Below are 17,529 nucleotides of genomic sequence, written 5' to 3'. Positions count from 1 at the left end.
TTATGTCGGAAACGGGGCAAAATGGCTGTAAGCCCCGTATTTCCTGGGGTTGGGAGCCTTGACGTAGACTACTTAGCCAGATAAGGTTTCCCGCGTGCGCTAGAGCATACATACGATAACATTGACCTTGTAGATCTTAATACCATGGACAAATTTGACGCTAATCGCCGCAAACTGCTGGCGCTTGGTGGCATTGCCCTCGGCGCTGCCATCCTGCCTACGCCCGCGTTTGCCACACTCTCTACCCCACGTCCGCGTATCTTGACTCTGAATAACCTGCATACCGGTGAGTCAATAAAAGCAGAGTTTTTTGATGGCAGGGGCTATATTCAGGACGAATTAGCAAAACTTAACCACTTTTTCCGTGATTTTCGGGCCAATAAAGTGAAATCCATTGACCCGGGATTGTTTGACCAACTCTTCCGTCTGCAGGGCCTGCTGGGCACGCGTAAACCCGTACAGCTGATCTCTGGCTATCGCTCAATCGATACCAATAATGAACTCCGTGCGCGCAGCCGTGGTGTCGCTAAGAAAAGCTACCACACGAAAGGCCAGGCTATGGATTTCCATATTGAAGGCATCGCATTAAGTAATATTCGCAAAGCTGCGTTATCTATGCGCGCAGGTGGTGTAGGATACTACCCCAGCAGTAACTTTGTGCATATTGACACCGGACCTGCACGGCACTGGTGATCCGTAAGCTTAATGAAACAGGAGCTGTATGAACTATCGTATTATTCCGGTCACTGCATTTGCCCAGAACTGCTCGTTAATCTGGTGTGAGCAGACTCGTCTGGCCGCGCTGGTCGATCCCGGCGGCGATGCCGGGAAAATCAAACAGGAAGTGGATGCCAGCGGTCTGACGCTTATGCAGATCCTGCTCACTCATGGTCATCTTGACCACGTTGGGGCGGCGGCTGAACTGGCACAGCATTATGGTGTCCCGGTTATTGGCCCGGAAAAAGAAGATGAGTTCTGGCTACAGGGGCTGCCTGCTCAGAGCAGGATGTTTGGCCTGGGAGATTGTGAGCCGCTGACGCCCGATCGCTGGTTAAATGAAGGCGACCGGATAAGCGTGGGCAATGTGACGTTACACGTACTGCATTGTCCGGGCCACACGCCGGGGCATGTGGTCTTCTTTGATGAGCAGTCAAAATTACTGATTTCGGGTGACGTGATTTTCAAAGGCGGCGTAGGACGCAGCGACTTCCCGCGCGGCGATCACAGCCAATTGATTGATTCGATTAAACGTAAACTGTTGCCGTTGGGCGATGACGTGACGTTTATTCCGGGCCACGGTCCACTTTCTACGCTGGGTCACGAACGGTTGCATAACCCGTTCCTGCAGGATGAAATGCCTGTCTGGTAAAAGCGCAGATAAATAAAAAGGCCGCGATTGCGGCCTTTTTTTGTGCGCTATTGATTACAGTACTGCGACAATCGCTTCGCACAGCGGCGCCATGTTATCTGGCGTCATTCCGGCTACGTTTACACGTCCGGAAGCGACGGCATAGACACCAAACTCTTCACGCAGACGCAGAACCTGCTCTTTAGACAGGCCGCTGAATGAGAACATGCCGTTCTGTTTGATGATAAAGCTGAAGTCGCGGCTTGCACCTTTCTCCTGCAGCGTATTCACGAACAGTAAACGCATGCGCTGAATGCGTTGGCGCATATCAGTCAGCTCTTGTTCCCAGATGGCGCGCAGCGCGTCGTTGCTCAGAATCGTAGCGACTACGGATGCGCCGTGTGCCGGCGGGTTGGAATAGTTAGCACGAATGGCTGATTTCATCTGGCTAAACGCGCGGTCAACGGTTTCAGCATCGGCTGCAACCAGCGTACAGGCGCCTACGCGCTCATTGTACAGACCAAAGTTCTTGGAGTAGGAGCTGGCGACGATCAGCTCTTTGTGCAGCGCCGCGAATGCGCGCAGACCTTCCGCATCTTCTTCCAGACCACGGGCAAAACCCTGGTAGGCGAAGTCAAACAGCGGCAACCAACCTTTATCGACGGAAAGCTGAGCCAGCGTTTGCCACTGCTCCAATGTTGGATCGATACCGGTTGGGTTATGGCAGCAGCCGTGGAATAACACCACGTCGCCTGCCTGCGCTTCGCTGAGGCTTGCCAGCATCGCATCAAAGTCTAAAGAGTGGTTTGCCGCATCGTAATAATTGTATTCACGAACTTCCAGACCGGCAGAGTTAAAGACGCTCTTATGGTTCGGCCAGCTTGGATTGCTCACCCAAACGCGTTTAGCCGAGGTGTTTTTTGCCAGGAAATCAGCTGCTACACGCAGTGCGCCAGTACCACCAGGGGTCTGTGCTGTACGTGCGCGTTTGTCGTTGATAAGCGAACTCTCTTTACCAAACAGTAATTCCTGAGTGCAGCGACCAAACTCTGGAATACCGTCAATGCCAAGGTAGTTTTTGGTGGTTTCATTTTCCAGTATATATTGCTCGGCTTTTTTAACGCTGGTCAGTACCGGCGTTTTGCCTGTCTCATCTTTATATACACCGATCCCGAGGTTTATTTTTCCTGGGCGGTCATCGGCACGAAACAAATCAGCCAGACCCAAAATAGGGTCGGCAGGAGCGGCGGTAATGTTCTCAAACATGACGAGGTTCCATAGTGATTACAGAAGGGAAGTCCGCTATCAGGTTAACGGTAGATTTACAAAATGCCAACCGTTACTGACGAAAAGCTGAGGTGTTTTTTTAAGACGCAAGAATCCGCTAGCAGAGATAAAAAAACAGGACCGAAGTCCTGTTTTTTAGGCATTTAACAAAGAGGTCTGCTATTAGAACTGGTAAACGATACCTACTGCGACGGTGTCGTCAGAGCCTACGCCCAGTTTGTTGTCAGAATCGATCTGGTTGATGATGTAATCAACATAGGTGGACATGTTTTTGTTGAAGTAGTAAGTCGCACCCACTTCGAAGTAGTTCACCAGATCTACGTCACCGATGCCTTCAATGTCCTTACCTTTAGATTTGGTATAGGCGAGGGACGGACGCAGGCCGAAGTCGAACTGATACTGGGCAACCAACAGCACGTCTTCAGTTTTGTTGGCATAACCGTTAGCGATACGGGTAGCGTTGTGGGTTTCGCTGTAGTTCGCCGCCAGGTAGATGTTGTTCGCATCGTACTTAACGCCGGTCGCCCACTGCTCAGCTTTGTCGCCATGGCCGCGCAGAGCCGGGTTTTGTTGAGCATCGGTACGGTCAGCCGCACCGTAAGCACCTACGATACCGAAGCCGTCGAATTCGTAGCTGATAGAACCGCCAACGCCATCACCGTTAGAGCGACGAACGTCATCACGCTCATTTTTGCCCAGGTACTGAACGGCGAAGTTCAGACCTTCAACCAGACCGAAGAAGTTGGAGTTACGGTAGGTTGCGAGACCGCCGTTACGCTGGGAGAAGAACTGGTCAGAAGCAGCGGTATCACCACCGAATTCTGGCAGCATATCGGTGTAACCCAGCGCATCGTATACGACGCCGTAGTTACGACCGTAGTCGAAGGAGCCCGCGTCGCCGAATTTCAGACCGGCGAACGCCAGACGGGTTTTGTTGCCTTTCTGGGCATCGTCACCGCCTTCTGGGTTATTGCCGCTGAACTGGTATTCCCACTGGCCGTAACCGGTCAGTTGGTCGTTAATCTGAGTTTCCCCTTTGAAACCAAGACGGGCATAGGTCTGATCGCCGTTAGGCGCGTAGGCGTTATCACCGTTGTTCTTGGAAAAATAGTGCAGACCCACAGCTTTACCGTAAATGTCTACTTTGTTGCCATCTTTGTTATAAACTTCTGCAGCGTTAGCTGCCCCGGCTACCAGCAGAGCAGGGATAACCACTGCCAGAATATTGCGCTTCATCATTATTTATTACCCTCATCGGTTTTTATATGACACCTGCCACTGCCGCCAATAAATTCCGTCAATTAAAATTTACGGAACTATTGATGAGAGTTTGGTGTCTTTATGTGTCTGACAGGCATCTTTCCATTCAAACTATCGTTTCGCTACTCTCAAAGTGCTACAAATATAAAGATTTGGTTTCAAAAAGAAAAAATGTGTAACAAAACGTTATTTTTATGCAACTTTGTGAACAACTTCAAACTTCAGATGTCTCTGCGCTAAAAATCACCCCTGTTATTTCTATTTATATGATTTTCTTATATTTAATTTTGCTAAGACCGCTTTTTCTTCGCTATGACTAAAAGAACTGATTTAACTGAAGGTGATTTATGGACATCTGGACAGCCATGTGAAAGGTTAAAAAATGTACTATTTAATCAGAAAATGCTAATCCACAATAAAACTGCTGATTATTTTTTGTTCGAATGTGTTGCTGTGAAATATTACGTAACAGGAAGAGGGGAGGCGAAGGGTTGTATTTAACGTGTTATGGGGATCCCTGTAACGTGGCGCGGTTACAAAAAAGGCCAGCAATGAATGCTGGCCTTTGGATTAAAAATTCAGTTTTAGAAGCTGGCGTTACGCGGAGTACGCGGGAACGGAATGACATCACGGACGTTCTGCACGCCAGTAACGTAGGCAATCAGACGCTCGAAGCCTAAGCCGAAGCCGGAATGCGGAACGGTACCGTAGCGGCGCAGGTCGCGATACCACCAGTAGTCTTCTTTATTCAGACCCATCTCCAGCATACGGGCATCCAGCACGTCCAGACGCTCTTCACGCTGAGAACCACCGATGATTTCACCGATTCCCGGAGCCAGTACGTCCATTGCCGCAACGGTTTTACCGTCTTCGTTAAGGCGCATATAAAACGCTTTGATATCTTTCGGGTAGTTTTTAACCACGACCGGCGCTTTAAAGTGCTCTTCAGCAAGATAACGTTCGTGCTCGGAAGAGAGATCCACACCCCAGTAAACCGGGTTTTCAAACTGTTTGCCGCATTTTTCGAGAATGCTTACCGCGTCGGTGTAGTCCACCTGCGCGAAGTCGGCGTCAATGAAACGTTCCAGGCGTGAAATCGCGTCTTTGTCTACGCGTTCAGCGAAGAATTTCATATCATCCGCACGCTCTGCCAGTACGGCCTTGAAAGCATACTTCAGCATGGCTTCAGCGAGGCCTGCCACGTCGTCCAGATTGGCGAAAGCCACTTCTGGCTCCAGCATCCAGAACTCTGCCAGGTGACGGCTGGTGTTAGAGTTTTCTGCACGGAACGTCGGGCCAAAGGTATAAATTTTGGACAGGGCGCAGGCGTAGGTTTCGCCGTTCAACTGACCAGAAACGGTCAGGAAGGCTTCTTTACCGAAGAAGTCCTTATCGAAGTCGACTTTTCCCTGATCGTTACGCGGCAGGTTTTCCAGATCCAGCGTAGAAACGCGGAACATCTCACCAGCGCCTTCCGTATCGGAAGCGGTGATCAGCGGCGTGGATACCCAAAAGAAACCCTGCTCATGGAAGAAGCGATGCAGCGCTTGCGCCAGCGTATGACGTACACGCGCTACCGCACCAATCATGTTGGTACGCGGACGCATGTGCGCCACTTCACGCAGATACTCAATGCTGTGACGCTTGGCCGCCATCGGGTAGGTGTCAGGATCTTCAACCCAGCCCGCGACTTCAACCTCAGTGGCCTGAATTTCAAAGCTCTGTCCCTGTCCAGGCGACGCAACGACTTTACCCGTTACGATAACTGAACAGCCGGTTGTCAGGCGCAATACGTCCTGATTGTAATTGGGCAGAGAATTATTGATGACGGCCTGTACAGGATCAAAGCAGGAACCGTCATAAACGGCGAGGAAGGAGATGCCAGCTTTTGAATCTCGGCGGGTACGTACCCATCCGCGCACGGTGACTTCGCTGTCAACGTCTACGCGGCCCTGGAGTACGTCGGCTACAGGCACAACGCTCATAATATTCTCTCTGTTAATAGTCGGATATATAAACACATGTCCACCCGTAATGGGGGGGATACCTATGTTACCTGGCATCTGCAATCAGACAAGCAGAATTCGTTGCTGGAGTGAAAGATTTCGGAAATAAACGCGAAAAGGGAGCCGATGTGGCTCCCTGTGAAGATTAACTGGCTTTTTTAATATGCGGCAAATCGAAAGCTTTGCGCAACGCACGAACAAACGCTTTATCGTGGCAGATGGTTTTACCGGGGCTATCAGATAACTTCGCTACCGGTTTGCCGTTACATTCCACCAGCTTGATAACAATATTGAGCGGCTTAACCTGCGGAATATCACACGTTAGCCGTGTACCAATGCCAAAACTCAACTGTACGCGAGAAGAGAAGTGGCGGTAGAGCTCAATCGCTTTTTTCAGATCGAGGTTATCGGAGAACACCAGCGTTTTGCTCAGTGGATCAATCCCGAGTTTTTCATAGTGGGCAATGGCTTTTTCACCCCATTCAACCGGATCGCCAGAGTCGTGACGTAAGCCCTGGTAACGGGTCGCAAATTCAACGCCAAAGTCGCGTAAAAACGCATCCATGGTGATGCAGTCTGTCAGCGCAATCCCGAGTTGGTCAGGATATTCATTTAACCATGCGGCCAGCGCAACGCGCTGGCTGGTAGCAAGCTCCGGGCTGATTTGCTGATGAGCCTGGAACCACTCATGCGCTTGCGTACCCATCGGGGTTAATGACAGACGACGGGCGAGATCGTAGTTGCTGGTGCCGACAAACCAGGATTCTTGCTGCAGGCGTTTAACAATGGCCTGCTGTACTTCGCGTGAAAAACGGCGGCGCGTACCGAAATCCATCAGATGGAAGCGGGACATATCGACATCTTTCGTTAAAGCAGAGAATTCGACTAGTTTGCTTTCCAGCTCATGGAGTGCCTGTGGGACGCCTGATTCGGGCGAACGGTAACGGTGCACCAGTTCGCTGATAACCGCCAGCAGCGGGACTTCCCACATGATCACTTCACGCCATGGACCGGTTAAGCGGATGTTCAGCTTGCCGTTATCGTTGGTGACGCACACCTGTTCCGGGTTATAGCGGAAATCACGTAACCAGGCGAGGTAATCAGCTTTAAAGAAAGGCAGGCCGGAGAGCCACTGGTACTCGTCCTCCTGCAGTCGCAGGTGCTGCATGGCATTCACCTGCTCACGAATAGCATCGGCATAAATACCGAGCAGGTCATCGCCACGGCAACGAAATTCAGCCGCTACTTGTACATCATAGTAGTGGTGAAAAACGGCTTGCTGCATATGCAACTTATAAGCGTCTGTATCCAGCAGCGAGTGCAGAACAGGAGAAGCGAATTGTGTCATAGGTGCGCAGTAGCATCCTCTCACGGGAGCGTTTAGTACAATAAACAACTAAGAAAACCGCTGGAGTATACCCTGTTTAGCGATTTATTGAACCCCGATCACACCATAAGCTGTCTTTCTGGTCGAGGGCAATTCGTGCCGCGTGTTATGAAAATGTAGCAAAAAGGGTGTTTGTGCCTGAAAAGATGAACATTCTGCGTAGCGCGATTTACGCAACAGGAATAGACTGAAGCCGAGACTCTACCAAAGATGCTAAAGGTTTTTTTATGACACAACAGCCACAAGCCAAATACCGTCACGACTATCGTGCGCCGGATTACCAGATTACTGATATTGACTTGACCTTTGACCTGGATGCTGAAAAAACCGTGGTCACCGCCGTGAGCCAGGCTGTCCGTCATGGTGCGTCCAGTGCGCCGCTGCGCCTGGATGGCGAAGATCTGACCCTGGTGTCAATCCACGTGAACGACGAGCCGTGGACAGAGTATAAAGAAGAAGAGGGCGCTCTGGTCATCAGTCAACTGCCGGAACGATTTACGCTGCGTATCGTGAATGAAATTAGCCCGGCGGCCAATACCGCGCTGGAAGGACTGTATAAGTCTGGCGATGCGCTGTGCACCCAGTGTGAAGCAGAAGGGTTCCGCCATATTACCTGGTATCTCGACAGACCCGATGTTCTGGCGCGTTTTACCACCAAAATTATCGCCGATAAAACCCAATATCCGTTCCTGCTCTCTAACGGCAACCGCGTGGCGCAGGGTGAACTGGAAAGCGGTCGTCACTGGGTGCAGTGGCAGGATCCGTTCCCGAAACCGTGCTATCTGTTTGCGCTGGTAGCCGGTGATTTCGACGTCCTGCGTGACACCTTTACCACCCGCTCAGGACGTGAAGTGGCGCTGGAACTGTATGTTGATCGCGGCAATCTGGACCGTGCGCCGTGGGCAATGACCTCGCTGAAAAACTCCATGAAATGGGATGAGGAGCGTTTCGGCCTTGAGTATGACCTCGACATCTATATGATTGTCGCCGTCGACTTCTTCAATATGGGTGCGATGGAGAATAAAGGTCTGAACATCTTTAACTCCAAATATGTGCTGGCCCGCACCGATACGGCCACCGACAAAGACTATCTCGATATTGAACGCGTTATTGGTCACGAATATTTCCATAACTGGACCGGCAACCGTGTGACCTGTCGCGACTGGTTCCAGTTGAGCCTGAAAGAAGGTTTAACCGTGTTCCGCGATCAGGAGTTCAGTTCCGATCTCGGCTCACGTGCGGTAAACCGTATCAGCAATGTACGTACCATGCGCGGCCTGCAGTTTGCCGAAGACGCCAGCCCGATGGCGCACCCGATCCGCCCGGATATGGTTATCGAAATGAACAACTTCTATACCCTGACCGTGTATGAAAAGGGCGCTGAAGTCATTCGTATGATCCACACTCTGCTGGGTGAGACTAACTTCCAGAAAGGGATGCAGCTGTACTTTGAGCGTCATGACGGTAGCGCTGCTACCTGTGATGATTTCGTGCAGGCGATGGAAGATGCGTCCAATGTCGATCTCTCTCATTTCCGCCGCTGGTACAGTCAGTCCGGTACGCCGATTCTGACCGTGCGTGATGACTACAATCCGTCAACGGAACAATACACGCTGACTATCAGCCAGCGTACGCCAGCCACGCCGGATCAGGCCGAGAAACAACCGCTGCATATTCCTTTCGCCCTCGAGTTGTATGACAACGAAGGGAAAGTGATCCCGCTACAAAAAGGCGGGCATCCGGTGAATGCTGTGCTCAACGTGACCCAGGCAGAACAGACGTTTGTCTTTGATAACGTGTACTTCCAGCCGGTTCCGGCACTGCTGTGCGAATTCTCCGCACCGGTAAAACTGGAATACAAATGGAGCGATCAGCAACTGACCTTCCTGATGCGTCATGCGCGTAACGATTTCTCTCGTTGGGATGCGGCGCAAAGTCTGCTGGCGACCTATATTAAGCTCAACGTTGCCCGTCATCAGCAGGGCCAGCCGTTGTCGCTGCCGGTACATGTGGCCGATGCTTTCCGCGCGATTTTGCTCGATGAGAAAATCGATCCGGCGCTGGCGGCAGAGATCCTGACGTTGCCTTCGGTAAATGAAATCGCCGAACTGTTCGATATCATCGATCCGGTGGCGATAACGGAAGTTCGCGAAGCATTGACCCGCACGCTGGCGGCTGAGCTGGCGGATGAATTCCTCGCTATCTATAACGCTAATCATCTTGACGAGTACCGCGTTGAGCATGCTGATATTGGTAAGCGTACGCTGCGCAATGCCTGCCTGCGCTTCCTGGCCTTTGGCGAAACCCATCTGGCTGACACGTTGGTTAGCAAGCAGTACCGCGAAGCGAACAATATGACTGACGCCCTGGCGGCGCTGTCCGCTGCGGTGGCGGCGCAACTGCCATGCCGTGACGCATTGATGCAGGAGTATGACGATAAATGGCATCATGACGGTCTGGTAATGGATAAATGGTTTATCCTGCAATCCACCAGCCCGGCGAGAAACGTGCTGGAAACGGTACGCGGTCTGCTGAAGCATCGTTCCTTCAGTATGAGTAACCCGAACCGTATTCGTTCTCTGATTGGTGCTTTTGCGGGCAGCAACCCGGCGGCTTTCCATGCGGAAGATGGCAGCGGCTATCAGTTCCTGGTCGATATGCTGACTGAGCTGAACAGCCGCAATCCGCAGGTGGCGTCACGTCTGATTGAGCCGTTGATTCGTTTGAAACGTTATGATGCCAAACGTCAGGCGAAGATGCGTGCGGCGCTGGAACAGTTGAAAGGCCTCGAGAATCTCTCCGGCGATCTGTTCGAGAAGATTGACAAAGCGTTAGCCTGATAATATTGCCGGATGGATCCGGCCTACCATTCACGCGTAGGCCGGATAAGCGGTAGCGCCATCCGGCGTTTTTAACCCTGCTTGCGTAGCTGAACTTCATTTTCGCCACGCTTCATCACCCGGTTCAACACTTCCGCTTCCAGTTCGGCTAATCGCACCGATCCCAAACGGCGGGGGCGCTGAATATCCACCGTTAGATCCAGCCCGATTTTACCCTCTTCGATCAACAGCACGCGGTCTGCCATTGCGACGGCCTCACTGACATCGTGCGTTACCAGCAGCACCGTAAAGCCGTGGTCCTGCCATAGCGAGACGATCAGATCCTGCATCTCAAGACGGGTTAACGCATCCAGCGCGCCGAGCGGTTCATCCAGTAACAGCAGGCCAGGGCGGTGAATTAATGCCCGCGCCAGGGCCACGCGCTGTTTTTGGCCGCCAGACAGGGCGGCAGGCCACTCCTGTGCCCGGTTTTCGAGGCCAACAGCGGCCAACGCATTACGGGCCGCATCGCGCCATTGACCTTTCAACCCCAGACCAACGTTATCAATAACCGTTTTCCATGGCAGCAGACGCGCATCCTGAAACATCATGCGCGTATCATCCTGAATCTCTGCCAGCGGGGTTGTTCCGGCAAGTAATGCGCCTGAAGTGGGCGATTCCAGCCCAGCCAGCAGGCGCAGCAAGGTGCTTTTGCCACCGCCGCTGCGGCCCACTACGGCAACAAATTGCCCTGCCGGAATATGCAGATCTAATTGATTCAGTACCGTATTGGCGGCGTATTGTTTGGTCACGGCGCTCAGCAAAAGCGGCGTACCCTGATTCAAGCGAGCGGTATTCATACAGTAGCCTCCTTCACATGGTAAGCCGGGTTCCAGCGCAGCCAGACTCGCTCCAGCAGTTGGGCGCTGACATCGGCAAGTTTGCCGAGCAGGGCGTAGAGAATGATGGCCACTACCACCACGTCGGTTTGCAGAAATTCTCGGGCATTCATCGCCAGATAACCAATGCCGGCATTGGCGGAAATGGTTTCCGCAACGATCAACGTCAGCCACATCAGTCCGAGAGCAAAACGTACGCCAACCATAATCGAGGGCAGGGCGCCGGGGAGGATCACATGGATAAACAGTGAAAAGCCGGACAACCCATAGCTTCGCGCCATTTCCACCAGGCCGCGATCGATATTGCGGATCCCGTGCCAGGTGTTGATGTAAATCGGGAACAGTGTGCCCAAGGCGACGAGAAAGATCTTCGCCGATTCATCAATGCCGAACCACAAAATCACCAGCGGGATCAGCGCCAGATGGGGAACGTTGCGCAGCATCTGTATCGACGTATCCAGCAGGCGTTCCCCCCAGCGTGAAAGACCGCTGATGAGTCCCAGCGTCAAACCCAACGATCCACCGATCGAGAATCCGATCAGCGCCCGCCAGGAACTGATCGCCAGATGCTGCCAAAGCTCGCCGCTGGCGGAAAGTGTCCAGAAGGCTTCGACAACGCCTTCCGGGGAGGGCAGGATGCGGGTGGATAGCCAGCCCATTGACGAGGCTATCTGCCAGAGCGCCACCAGACCTACCGGCAAAAACCAGGGTGCGAGGCGCAATAGCCACCTGTTTTTCGGTGTTGTCATCAGCGTGCTCCTTAGCTTTGCGCGACCTTACGGGGAATAAATTCGTTAGCCACCGCTTCGCCTTGTTGGTGCAGACGCTGTGGCTGTGGAATTTCAGGTATCGAAACATCCAGATGCGGGAACAGTAGCTCGCCAACTTTGTACGCCTCTTCCAGATGCGGATACCCCGACAACACAAAGCTGTCGATACCCAGCGCGGCGTACTCGTTTATGCGCGCTGCGACGGTCGGGCCGTCGCCGACCAGCGCGGTTCCGGCGCCGCCACGCACCAGCCCAACGCCTGCCCACAGGTTCGGGCTTATTTCCAGTTTGTCGCGTTTACCGTTGTGCAGCGCGGCCATCCGCTGTTGGCCAACCGAATCTGTTCTTGAGAAGGCGGCCTGGGCTTTGGCAATCGTGTCGTCATCAAGATGCGAAATCAGACGCTCCGCTGCCTGCCACGCCTCATCCGTCGTCTCCCGCACGATCACATGCAAACGAATACCAAAGCGGATCTTGCGTCCAAGCGCTGCTGCTTTGGCTCGCACTTGCTCAATCTTCTCTTTCACCTGTTCAGGCGGTTCGCCCCAGGTCAGATAGAGATCAACCTGCTCGGCAGCCAGGTCTTGCGCGACATCGGAAGAACCGCCGAAATAAAGCGGCGGCCAGGGTTGTTGTACGGGAGGAAAAAACAGCTTCGCGCCGCGGACGTGCATATGTTTGCCGTTGAAATCCACCGTTTCCCCCTGTAACAGCCGACGCCAGATCTGGGTGAATTCAGCAGAAGCTTCATAGCGCTCGGTGTGATCAAGAAACACGCCGTCGCCAGCCAGCTCCTGCGGATCGCTGCCGGTCACCAGGTTAAACAGCGCCCGACCGTTAGAGAGTCTGTCGAGCGTTGCAGCCTGGCGTGCGGCAACCGTTGGCGAGGTTACGCTTGGACGCAGCGCGACCAAAAACTTGAGCCGCTGAGTAACAGGGATCATGGAGGCGGCTACCAGCCAGGCATCTTCACAGGAGCGACCGGTTGGGATCAAAACGCCGGTAAATCCCAGGCGATCGGCAGCCTGCGCGATTTGCTGCAGATAACTGTGATCGACCGGACGCGAGCCTTCTTCCGTCCCCAGATAGTGGCCATCCCCGTGGGTGGGTAAAAACCAGAACATGTTCAGACTCATAATTTTGCTCCTGTCTGCTGAGTGGGTTGCCAGATACGCTGGCGAATATCGATTTTTTTCGGCACCAGACGATTGTCATAAAACAGATCGGCGGTTTGTTGTTGCAGGGCGGCAACCGAGGCGCTGACGGGTGAGATGGTCGTTGGCGGCCGGTGATCAAGATAAGACGCAATCACCGGCTCTGGCAGTCCCATGGTTTTGGCCAGCAGGGTAATACTTTGCTGGCGCTGGCTGAGGGTTAACGCATCAGCCTGGCTAAAGGTATCCAGCACGCCAAGAACAAACGCGCCATTTTTCTCCGCATAAGGACGCGCGGCGAGATAAAAGGAGCCGGTCTGTTTGAGGTCTGAGCCGTCTTTCAACACGCGCACATCACCTTGCAGCAACGCGGCGGAATAGTAAGGATCCCAGATAGCCCACGCATCAACGTTACCTTGCTGGAAGGCTGCTCTGGCATCTGCGGGTGTCAGATATGTTGGTTGAATATCGGTAAATTTCAGCTCGGCCTGTTGTAAGGCTCGCAGCAGTAAATTGTGGGCGCTGGAACCTTTCTGGAAGGCGACTTTATGTCCTTTGAGCTGCGCAACGCTCTGGATCGGGCTGTTTTTGGGCACCAGAATCACTTCGGCTTTTGGTTTGGGCGGCTCGACGCCAACGTAAACCAGATCGGCTCCGGCGGCCTGGGCGAAAATCGGTGGAATGTCACCGGTACTGCCGAGATCGATACTGCCAATATTGAGTGCTTCCAGCATTTGCGGCCCTGCCGGAAACTCAATCCACGAGATTTTGGTCTGTGGGTAGCGTTTCTCCAGTAACTGATGGCTTTTTGCCAGCACCATACTGACGCTTCCTTTCTGGTAACCTATGCGCAGCGCGTCTGGTGCAGACTCTGCGGCATGGACGAACGTTGAAAGTGACAGCAATCCGGTCAACGCCAACCACGGCGTGTGACGCTTGAGCAGATTAAGCATGGGCGGCACCTCGCAGAGCATTCAATTGAGGAAGTTGGACATCACGACGATGCAACGCCAGCCAGAAGGTGTCGAGCGCATTGTCCAGACGCAGTTGCAGGTTGGGCGTAAACTGCGGTTTATGCTGATAATCAATGACCTGTGAATCATCAGCAAAAACACCGTGCAGGATTTCCTGGGCTTTTAACGCGCTCAGCACCGGCTTAAGCGCGTAATCAACGGCCAGTAAATGCGCAACGGTACCGCCTGTTGCCAGCGGCAAAACCACTTTTCCTTCCAGTGCGCGTTCGGGAAGCAGATCGAGCAACGTTTTCAACGCTCCGGAGTAAGCTGCTTTGTAGACCGGCGTTGCGACAATCAATCCGTCGGCGTCGTGCAGTTGTTCGACAAAGGTTTTCAGCGCCGGGCTGTCGAAGCGCGCATAGATCAGGTCTTCTGGGGCAAAGTTGTGCAAATTCCAGTGACAGACTTCGACATCCTGGCCGTTCAGTTTTTCCCGGGCGTATTCCAGTAAGGCGCTGGAGCGAGAGGGGAAGCGTGGACTTCCCGCCAGAGTAATGACGCGCATAATTTCAATCTCCCCTTATAACTAATTGTTCGCTTTTATTTAACATTGATAACAATTCGTGCAGTCTGGCAGAGAGATTTTGTTTATCGAAATGATTTATACGGGATAGAAAAGTTGAAAAATGAATAAAACGGCAGAAGCAGGAAAACGATTGCTATTTATTGCCGCAGGTCAATTCCCTTTTTGCTCGCGATCGCACATAATACGCCCCCGGTTTGCACACCGGGAATCCAGGAGAGTTCATGTACTACCCCTTCGTTCGTAAAGCCCTTTTCCAGCTCGATCCTGAGCGCGCTCATGAATTGACATTCCAGCAGTTACGTCGCATTACCGGCACGCCGCTCGAAGCGCTTGTCCGCCAGAAAGTACCCGCAAAACCGGTTACCTGTATGGGGCTGACGTTTAAAAATCCGCTCGGGCTTGCTGCCGGACTGGATAAAGACGGGGAGTGCATTGATGCGCTCGGTGCGATGGGATTCGGTTCAATTGAAATTGGTACCGTGACGCCACGTCCTCAGCCCGGGAACGATAAACCACGTCTGTTCCGTCTGGTGGATGCGGAAGGTTTGATCAACCGCATGGGATTCAATAACCTGGGTGTTGATAACCTGGTAGAGAACGTTAAGAAATCACATTTTGACGGCATTCTCGGCATTAATATTGGTAAGAATAAAGATACTCCGGTAGAAAACGGCAAAGATGACTATCTGATTTGTATGGAAAAAGTCTATGCTTATGCCGGTTATATCGCGATTAATATCTCTTCACCGAATACGCCGGGATTACGCACGCTGCAATACGGTGAAGCGCTGGATGATCTGCTGACGGCAATTAAAAATAAGCAAAACGATCTGCAAGCGATCCACCATAAATATGTTCCGGTGGCCGTAAAGATCGCGCCGGATCTTTCCGTCGAAGAACTGATCCAGGTTGCCGACAGTTTAGTTCGGCATAATATTGATGGTGTAATTGCAACTAACACCACTCTCGATCGTTCTCTCGTACAGGGAATGAAAAATTGCGATCAAATGGGGGGACTGAGCGGTCGTCCGTTACAATTAAAAAGTACAGAAATTATTCGCCAGTTGTCTCAGGAATTAAATGGTCAGTTACCGATTATTGGCGTTGGCGGTATTGACTCGGTGATTGCCGCGCGCGAGAAAATAGCCGCCGGCGCAACCCTCGTACAGATTTATTCGGGCTTTATTTTTAAAGGCCCGCCGTTGATTAAAGAAATCGTCACCAATATCTGAATGCTACCTTAATCACAATCCAGGGCTTTATTTCTAGCCCTGGTTGTTTTATATTCCTTTACTGTTGCTTATTTAAACATTCTGAGCTTTTATTATTAGGGCAATAAACGAAGCGGCAAAAGGATACTGTCGTAACGGCGATGATTAAGGAAAGGAGAGAAACTGATGCGAATTAAACCCGACGATAACTGGCGCTGGTATTATGATGAAGAGCACGATCGTATGATGCTCGATTTAGCCAATGGTATGTTATTCCGTTCGCGTTTTGCTCGTAAAATGCTCACGCCTGATGCCTTTACTCCTTCCGGATTTTGCGTTGATGACGCCGCGCTTTATTTTTCCTTTGAAGAAAAATGCCGCTACCTGGATTTAGCGAAAGAACAAAAAGCGGAACTGGTGCTCAATGCGCTGGTGGCTATTCGTTATCTTAAGCCGCAGATGCCAAAAAGTTGGCACTTTGTCGCCCACGGCATTAACTGGACGCCAGTGCCAGGGGACGCTGCCTGTGTCGATTTAAGCGATACCGATGAACAGGTAAACCTGTTAGTGGTTGAGCCGGGTGAAAACGCCGCGCTTTGTCTGCTGGCGCAACCGGGCGTGGTGATTGCCGGACGCACCATGCAGCTTGGCGACGCAATTAAAATCATGAATGACAGACTGAAACCGCAGACAATGGTTGACAGTTTCAGCCTTGAGCAGGCGGTTTAACTTTCCAGCCTGATTGCCGTTTTGGGCACACAACTGCAGCACAGAATTGTCCCGTCATCTCCAATCGCTGATTTTTTCAGCGGGCTCACTTCGCCTTCGACCAACCGAATTCGACAGCATCCGCAAATTCCCGCCCGACATGAGTAGGGAACCCGGATACCCTGGTTTTCCAGCTGTTCAAGCAATACCTGCTGATTATTTCCGCGAAAGGTCTGTCCCTGCCACTCGATAAGCACCGTGGCATCGGGTTGTTGCACCGGGGCAGTATCATCGGTTTCTGCCGCGCCATATACTCTGGCCGGACCGGTGGACAGAATTTCAACCTCGTCGCCGACACGAATCACGCCACTGTTACGCGCAATGAGATTCTGACCAAAATCGACATCGCCGTTATCCGTCGCAGTGCGAAAGCTTTGCAGCGTGGCCAGCGGTTCGCCGGACGGATGCTTCTGACCTTTTTCAGGGCTGACGGTGGTGAAAATGCAGCGGCTACAAGGTTTAGCCACGTCAAAAATAACCTCGCCAATGCGGATCACTTTCCAGGTATCTTCTTCCCAGGCGGCAGCGCCTGAAACCACCAGATTGGGGCGAAACTGCTCCATTTTTACGCTTGCCGGGCAGCGCTGCTGCAAATCGCGCAATGACGCTTCGTTAGTTAAAAGGTAGGGATAACCATCGGCAAAGGATAACGGAACATCATCGCGGCGCTTCACTCGGCGCGTCAGCTGCGGACCAACCCAGCGAAGCTGCACGTCACGGGAGAAAAAACCGCTCAGCCACTGGTTGATAGCCGCTGGCGCAATACGCGCGGTAAAATGGTTGCCCCACACTTCCGTCGGCGCATCCTGCAGGGCGAAGTCGGCAAATCGCACAAGCGCGCTGCTACCGTCTGGCGCCGTAAGATGCAATCCATCGTGGAAAGGGGAAGGGGTAAAACGCACCATCTGTGGGAACTGTCGGGCGGTAATGAACGTCCCGTCGGGTTCGGTAATCATAAATATGCGATCAAAGGCGAGACCACTAACGTCTGCCAGAGCGTGGGTAAGCCCAATACCGCGCATTGATTTAACCGGATGAATAAAAAGTCGGGTTAACGTGACCACTGTACAGCCCCTCG

Annotated in this window: 15 protein-coding genes; 5 read left to right on the top strand and 10 right to left on the bottom strand. The window is 52.4% G+C overall.

Annotated features, from left to right (window positions below; genetic code table 11):
- The first annotated feature begins 144 nt into the window (after positions 1 to 144).
- A complete protein-coding gene (locus tag M4I31_RS15040; protein WP_003831948.1) occupies positions 145 to 693 on the top strand; it encodes a YcbK family protein in 549 nt (182 codons plus the stop codon).
- Positions 694 to 721: 28 nt separating this feature from the next.
- The gene (locus M4I31_RS15035) at positions 722 to 1,369 is read left to right on the top strand and encodes an MBL fold metallo-hydrolase (RefSeq protein ID WP_038639351.1); all 648 of its coding nucleotides are present in this window, start codon (positions 722 to 724) and stop codon (positions 1,367 to 1,369) included.
- A 54-nt stretch (positions 1,370 to 1,423) separates the two neighbouring features.
- On the opposite strand, the gene aspC is transcribed toward M4I31_RS15035, so the two are convergent.
- From aspC to pncB, 4 genes are all read right to left on the bottom strand, one after another.
- Positions 1,424 to 2,614 (bottom strand): aspartate transaminase, encoded by a 1,191-nt coding sequence (gene aspC, locus M4I31_RS15030; RefSeq protein ID WP_085049199.1) that lies wholly within the window; start codon positions 2,612 to 2,614, stop codon positions 1,424 to 1,426.
- A gap of 183 nt (positions 2,615 to 2,797) precedes the next feature.
- Complete coding sequence (gene ompF, locus M4I31_RS15025) at positions 2,798 to 3,874, bottom strand: porin OmpF (RefSeq protein WP_121528839.1); 1,077 nt, start codon at positions 3,872 to 3,874, stop codon at positions 2,798 to 2,800.
- 605 nt (positions 3,875 to 4,479) lie between these two features.
- Positions 4,480 to 5,880, bottom strand: a complete 1,401-nt coding sequence (gene asnS / locus M4I31_RS15020; RefSeq protein ID WP_085049200.1) for an asparagine--tRNA ligase — start codon at positions 5,878 to 5,880, stop codon at positions 4,480 to 4,482.
- Between the two features lie 166 nt (positions 5,881 to 6,046).
- Complete coding sequence (pncB, locus tag M4I31_RS15015; RefSeq protein WP_069323257.1) at positions 6,047 to 7,249, bottom strand: nicotinate phosphoribosyltransferase; 1,203 nt, start codon at positions 7,247 to 7,249, stop codon at positions 6,047 to 6,049.
- 266 nt (positions 7,250 to 7,515) lie between these two features.
- Between pncB and pepN the strand changes: the two genes are divergently transcribed.
- Positions 7,516 to 10,128 carry an aminopeptidase N gene (gene pepN, locus M4I31_RS15010; protein ID WP_085048605.1) on the top strand — a complete coding sequence of 871 codons (2,613 nt, stop codon included), beginning with the start codon at positions 7,516 to 7,518 and terminating at the stop codon, positions 10,126 to 10,128.
- Positions 10,129 to 10,199: 71 nt separating this feature from the next.
- Here the strand turns inward: pepN and ssuB are convergent, their stop codons facing one another.
- The 5 genes from ssuB to ssuE are packed head-to-tail and all read right to left on the bottom strand — an operon-like array spanning position 10,200 to position 14,451.
- Positions 10,200 to 10,967, bottom strand: coding sequence for an aliphatic sulfonates ABC transporter ATP-binding protein (gene ssuB / locus M4I31_RS15005; RefSeq protein ID WP_085048604.1), 768 nt, complete (start codon positions 10,965 to 10,967; stop codon positions 10,200 to 10,202).
- On the bottom strand, positions 10,964 to 11,755 hold the full coding sequence (gene ssuC / locus M4I31_RS15000; protein WP_038639375.1) for an aliphatic sulfonate ABC transporter permease SsuC: 792 nt from the start codon (positions 11,753 to 11,755) through the stop codon (positions 10,964 to 10,966). The genes ssuB and ssuC overlap by 4 nt, the downstream gene beginning before the upstream one ends.
- Before the next feature lie 11 nt (positions 11,756 to 11,766).
- Positions 11,767 to 12,912, bottom strand: a complete 1,146-nt coding sequence (gene ssuD, locus M4I31_RS14995) for an FMNH2-dependent alkanesulfonate monooxygenase (RefSeq protein WP_038639379.1) — start codon at positions 12,910 to 12,912, stop codon at positions 11,767 to 11,769.
- Positions 12,909 to 13,883: a sulfonate ABC transporter substrate-binding protein gene (locus M4I31_RS14990; protein WP_085048603.1), complete on the bottom strand. Its 975-nt coding sequence runs from the start codon at positions 13,881 to 13,883 to the stop codon at positions 12,909 to 12,911. The genes ssuD and M4I31_RS14990 overlap by 4 nt, the downstream gene beginning before the upstream one ends.
- Complete coding sequence (gene ssuE, locus M4I31_RS14985; protein WP_061381850.1) at positions 13,876 to 14,451, bottom strand: NADPH-dependent FMN reductase; 576 nt, start codon at positions 14,449 to 14,451, stop codon at positions 13,876 to 13,878. Before ssuE ends, M4I31_RS14990 begins: the two co-directional genes overlap by 8 nt.
- 242 nt (positions 14,452 to 14,693) lie before the next feature.
- On the opposite strand from ssuE, the gene pyrD reads away from it, so the two are divergent.
- Positions 14,694 to 15,704, top strand: coding sequence for a quinone-dependent dihydroorotate dehydrogenase (gene pyrD, locus M4I31_RS14980; RefSeq protein ID WP_038639394.1), 1,011 nt, complete (start codon positions 14,694 to 14,696; stop codon positions 15,702 to 15,704).
- A gap of 165 nt (positions 15,705 to 15,869) precedes the next feature.
- A complete protein-coding gene (gene zapC / locus M4I31_RS14975) occupies positions 15,870 to 16,412 on the top strand; it encodes a cell division protein ZapC (protein WP_038639397.1) in 543 nt (180 codons plus the stop codon).
- On the opposite strand, the gene M4I31_RS14970 is transcribed toward zapC, so the two are convergent.
- Positions 16,409 to 17,515, bottom strand: a complete 1,107-nt coding sequence (locus M4I31_RS14970; RefSeq protein WP_085048602.1) for a YcbX family protein — start codon at positions 17,513 to 17,515, stop codon at positions 16,409 to 16,411. The genes zapC and M4I31_RS14970 overlap by 4 nt on opposite strands.
- Positions 17,516 to 17,529: the final 14 nt, after the last annotated feature.

This window comes from Citrobacter sp. XT1-2-2 (genome assembly GCF_023516235.1).
GTDB lineage: Bacteria > Pseudomonadota > Gammaproteobacteria > Enterobacterales > Enterobacteriaceae > Citrobacter > Citrobacter werkmanii.
This window is presented reverse-complemented; position numbering and strand designations above follow the sequence as displayed.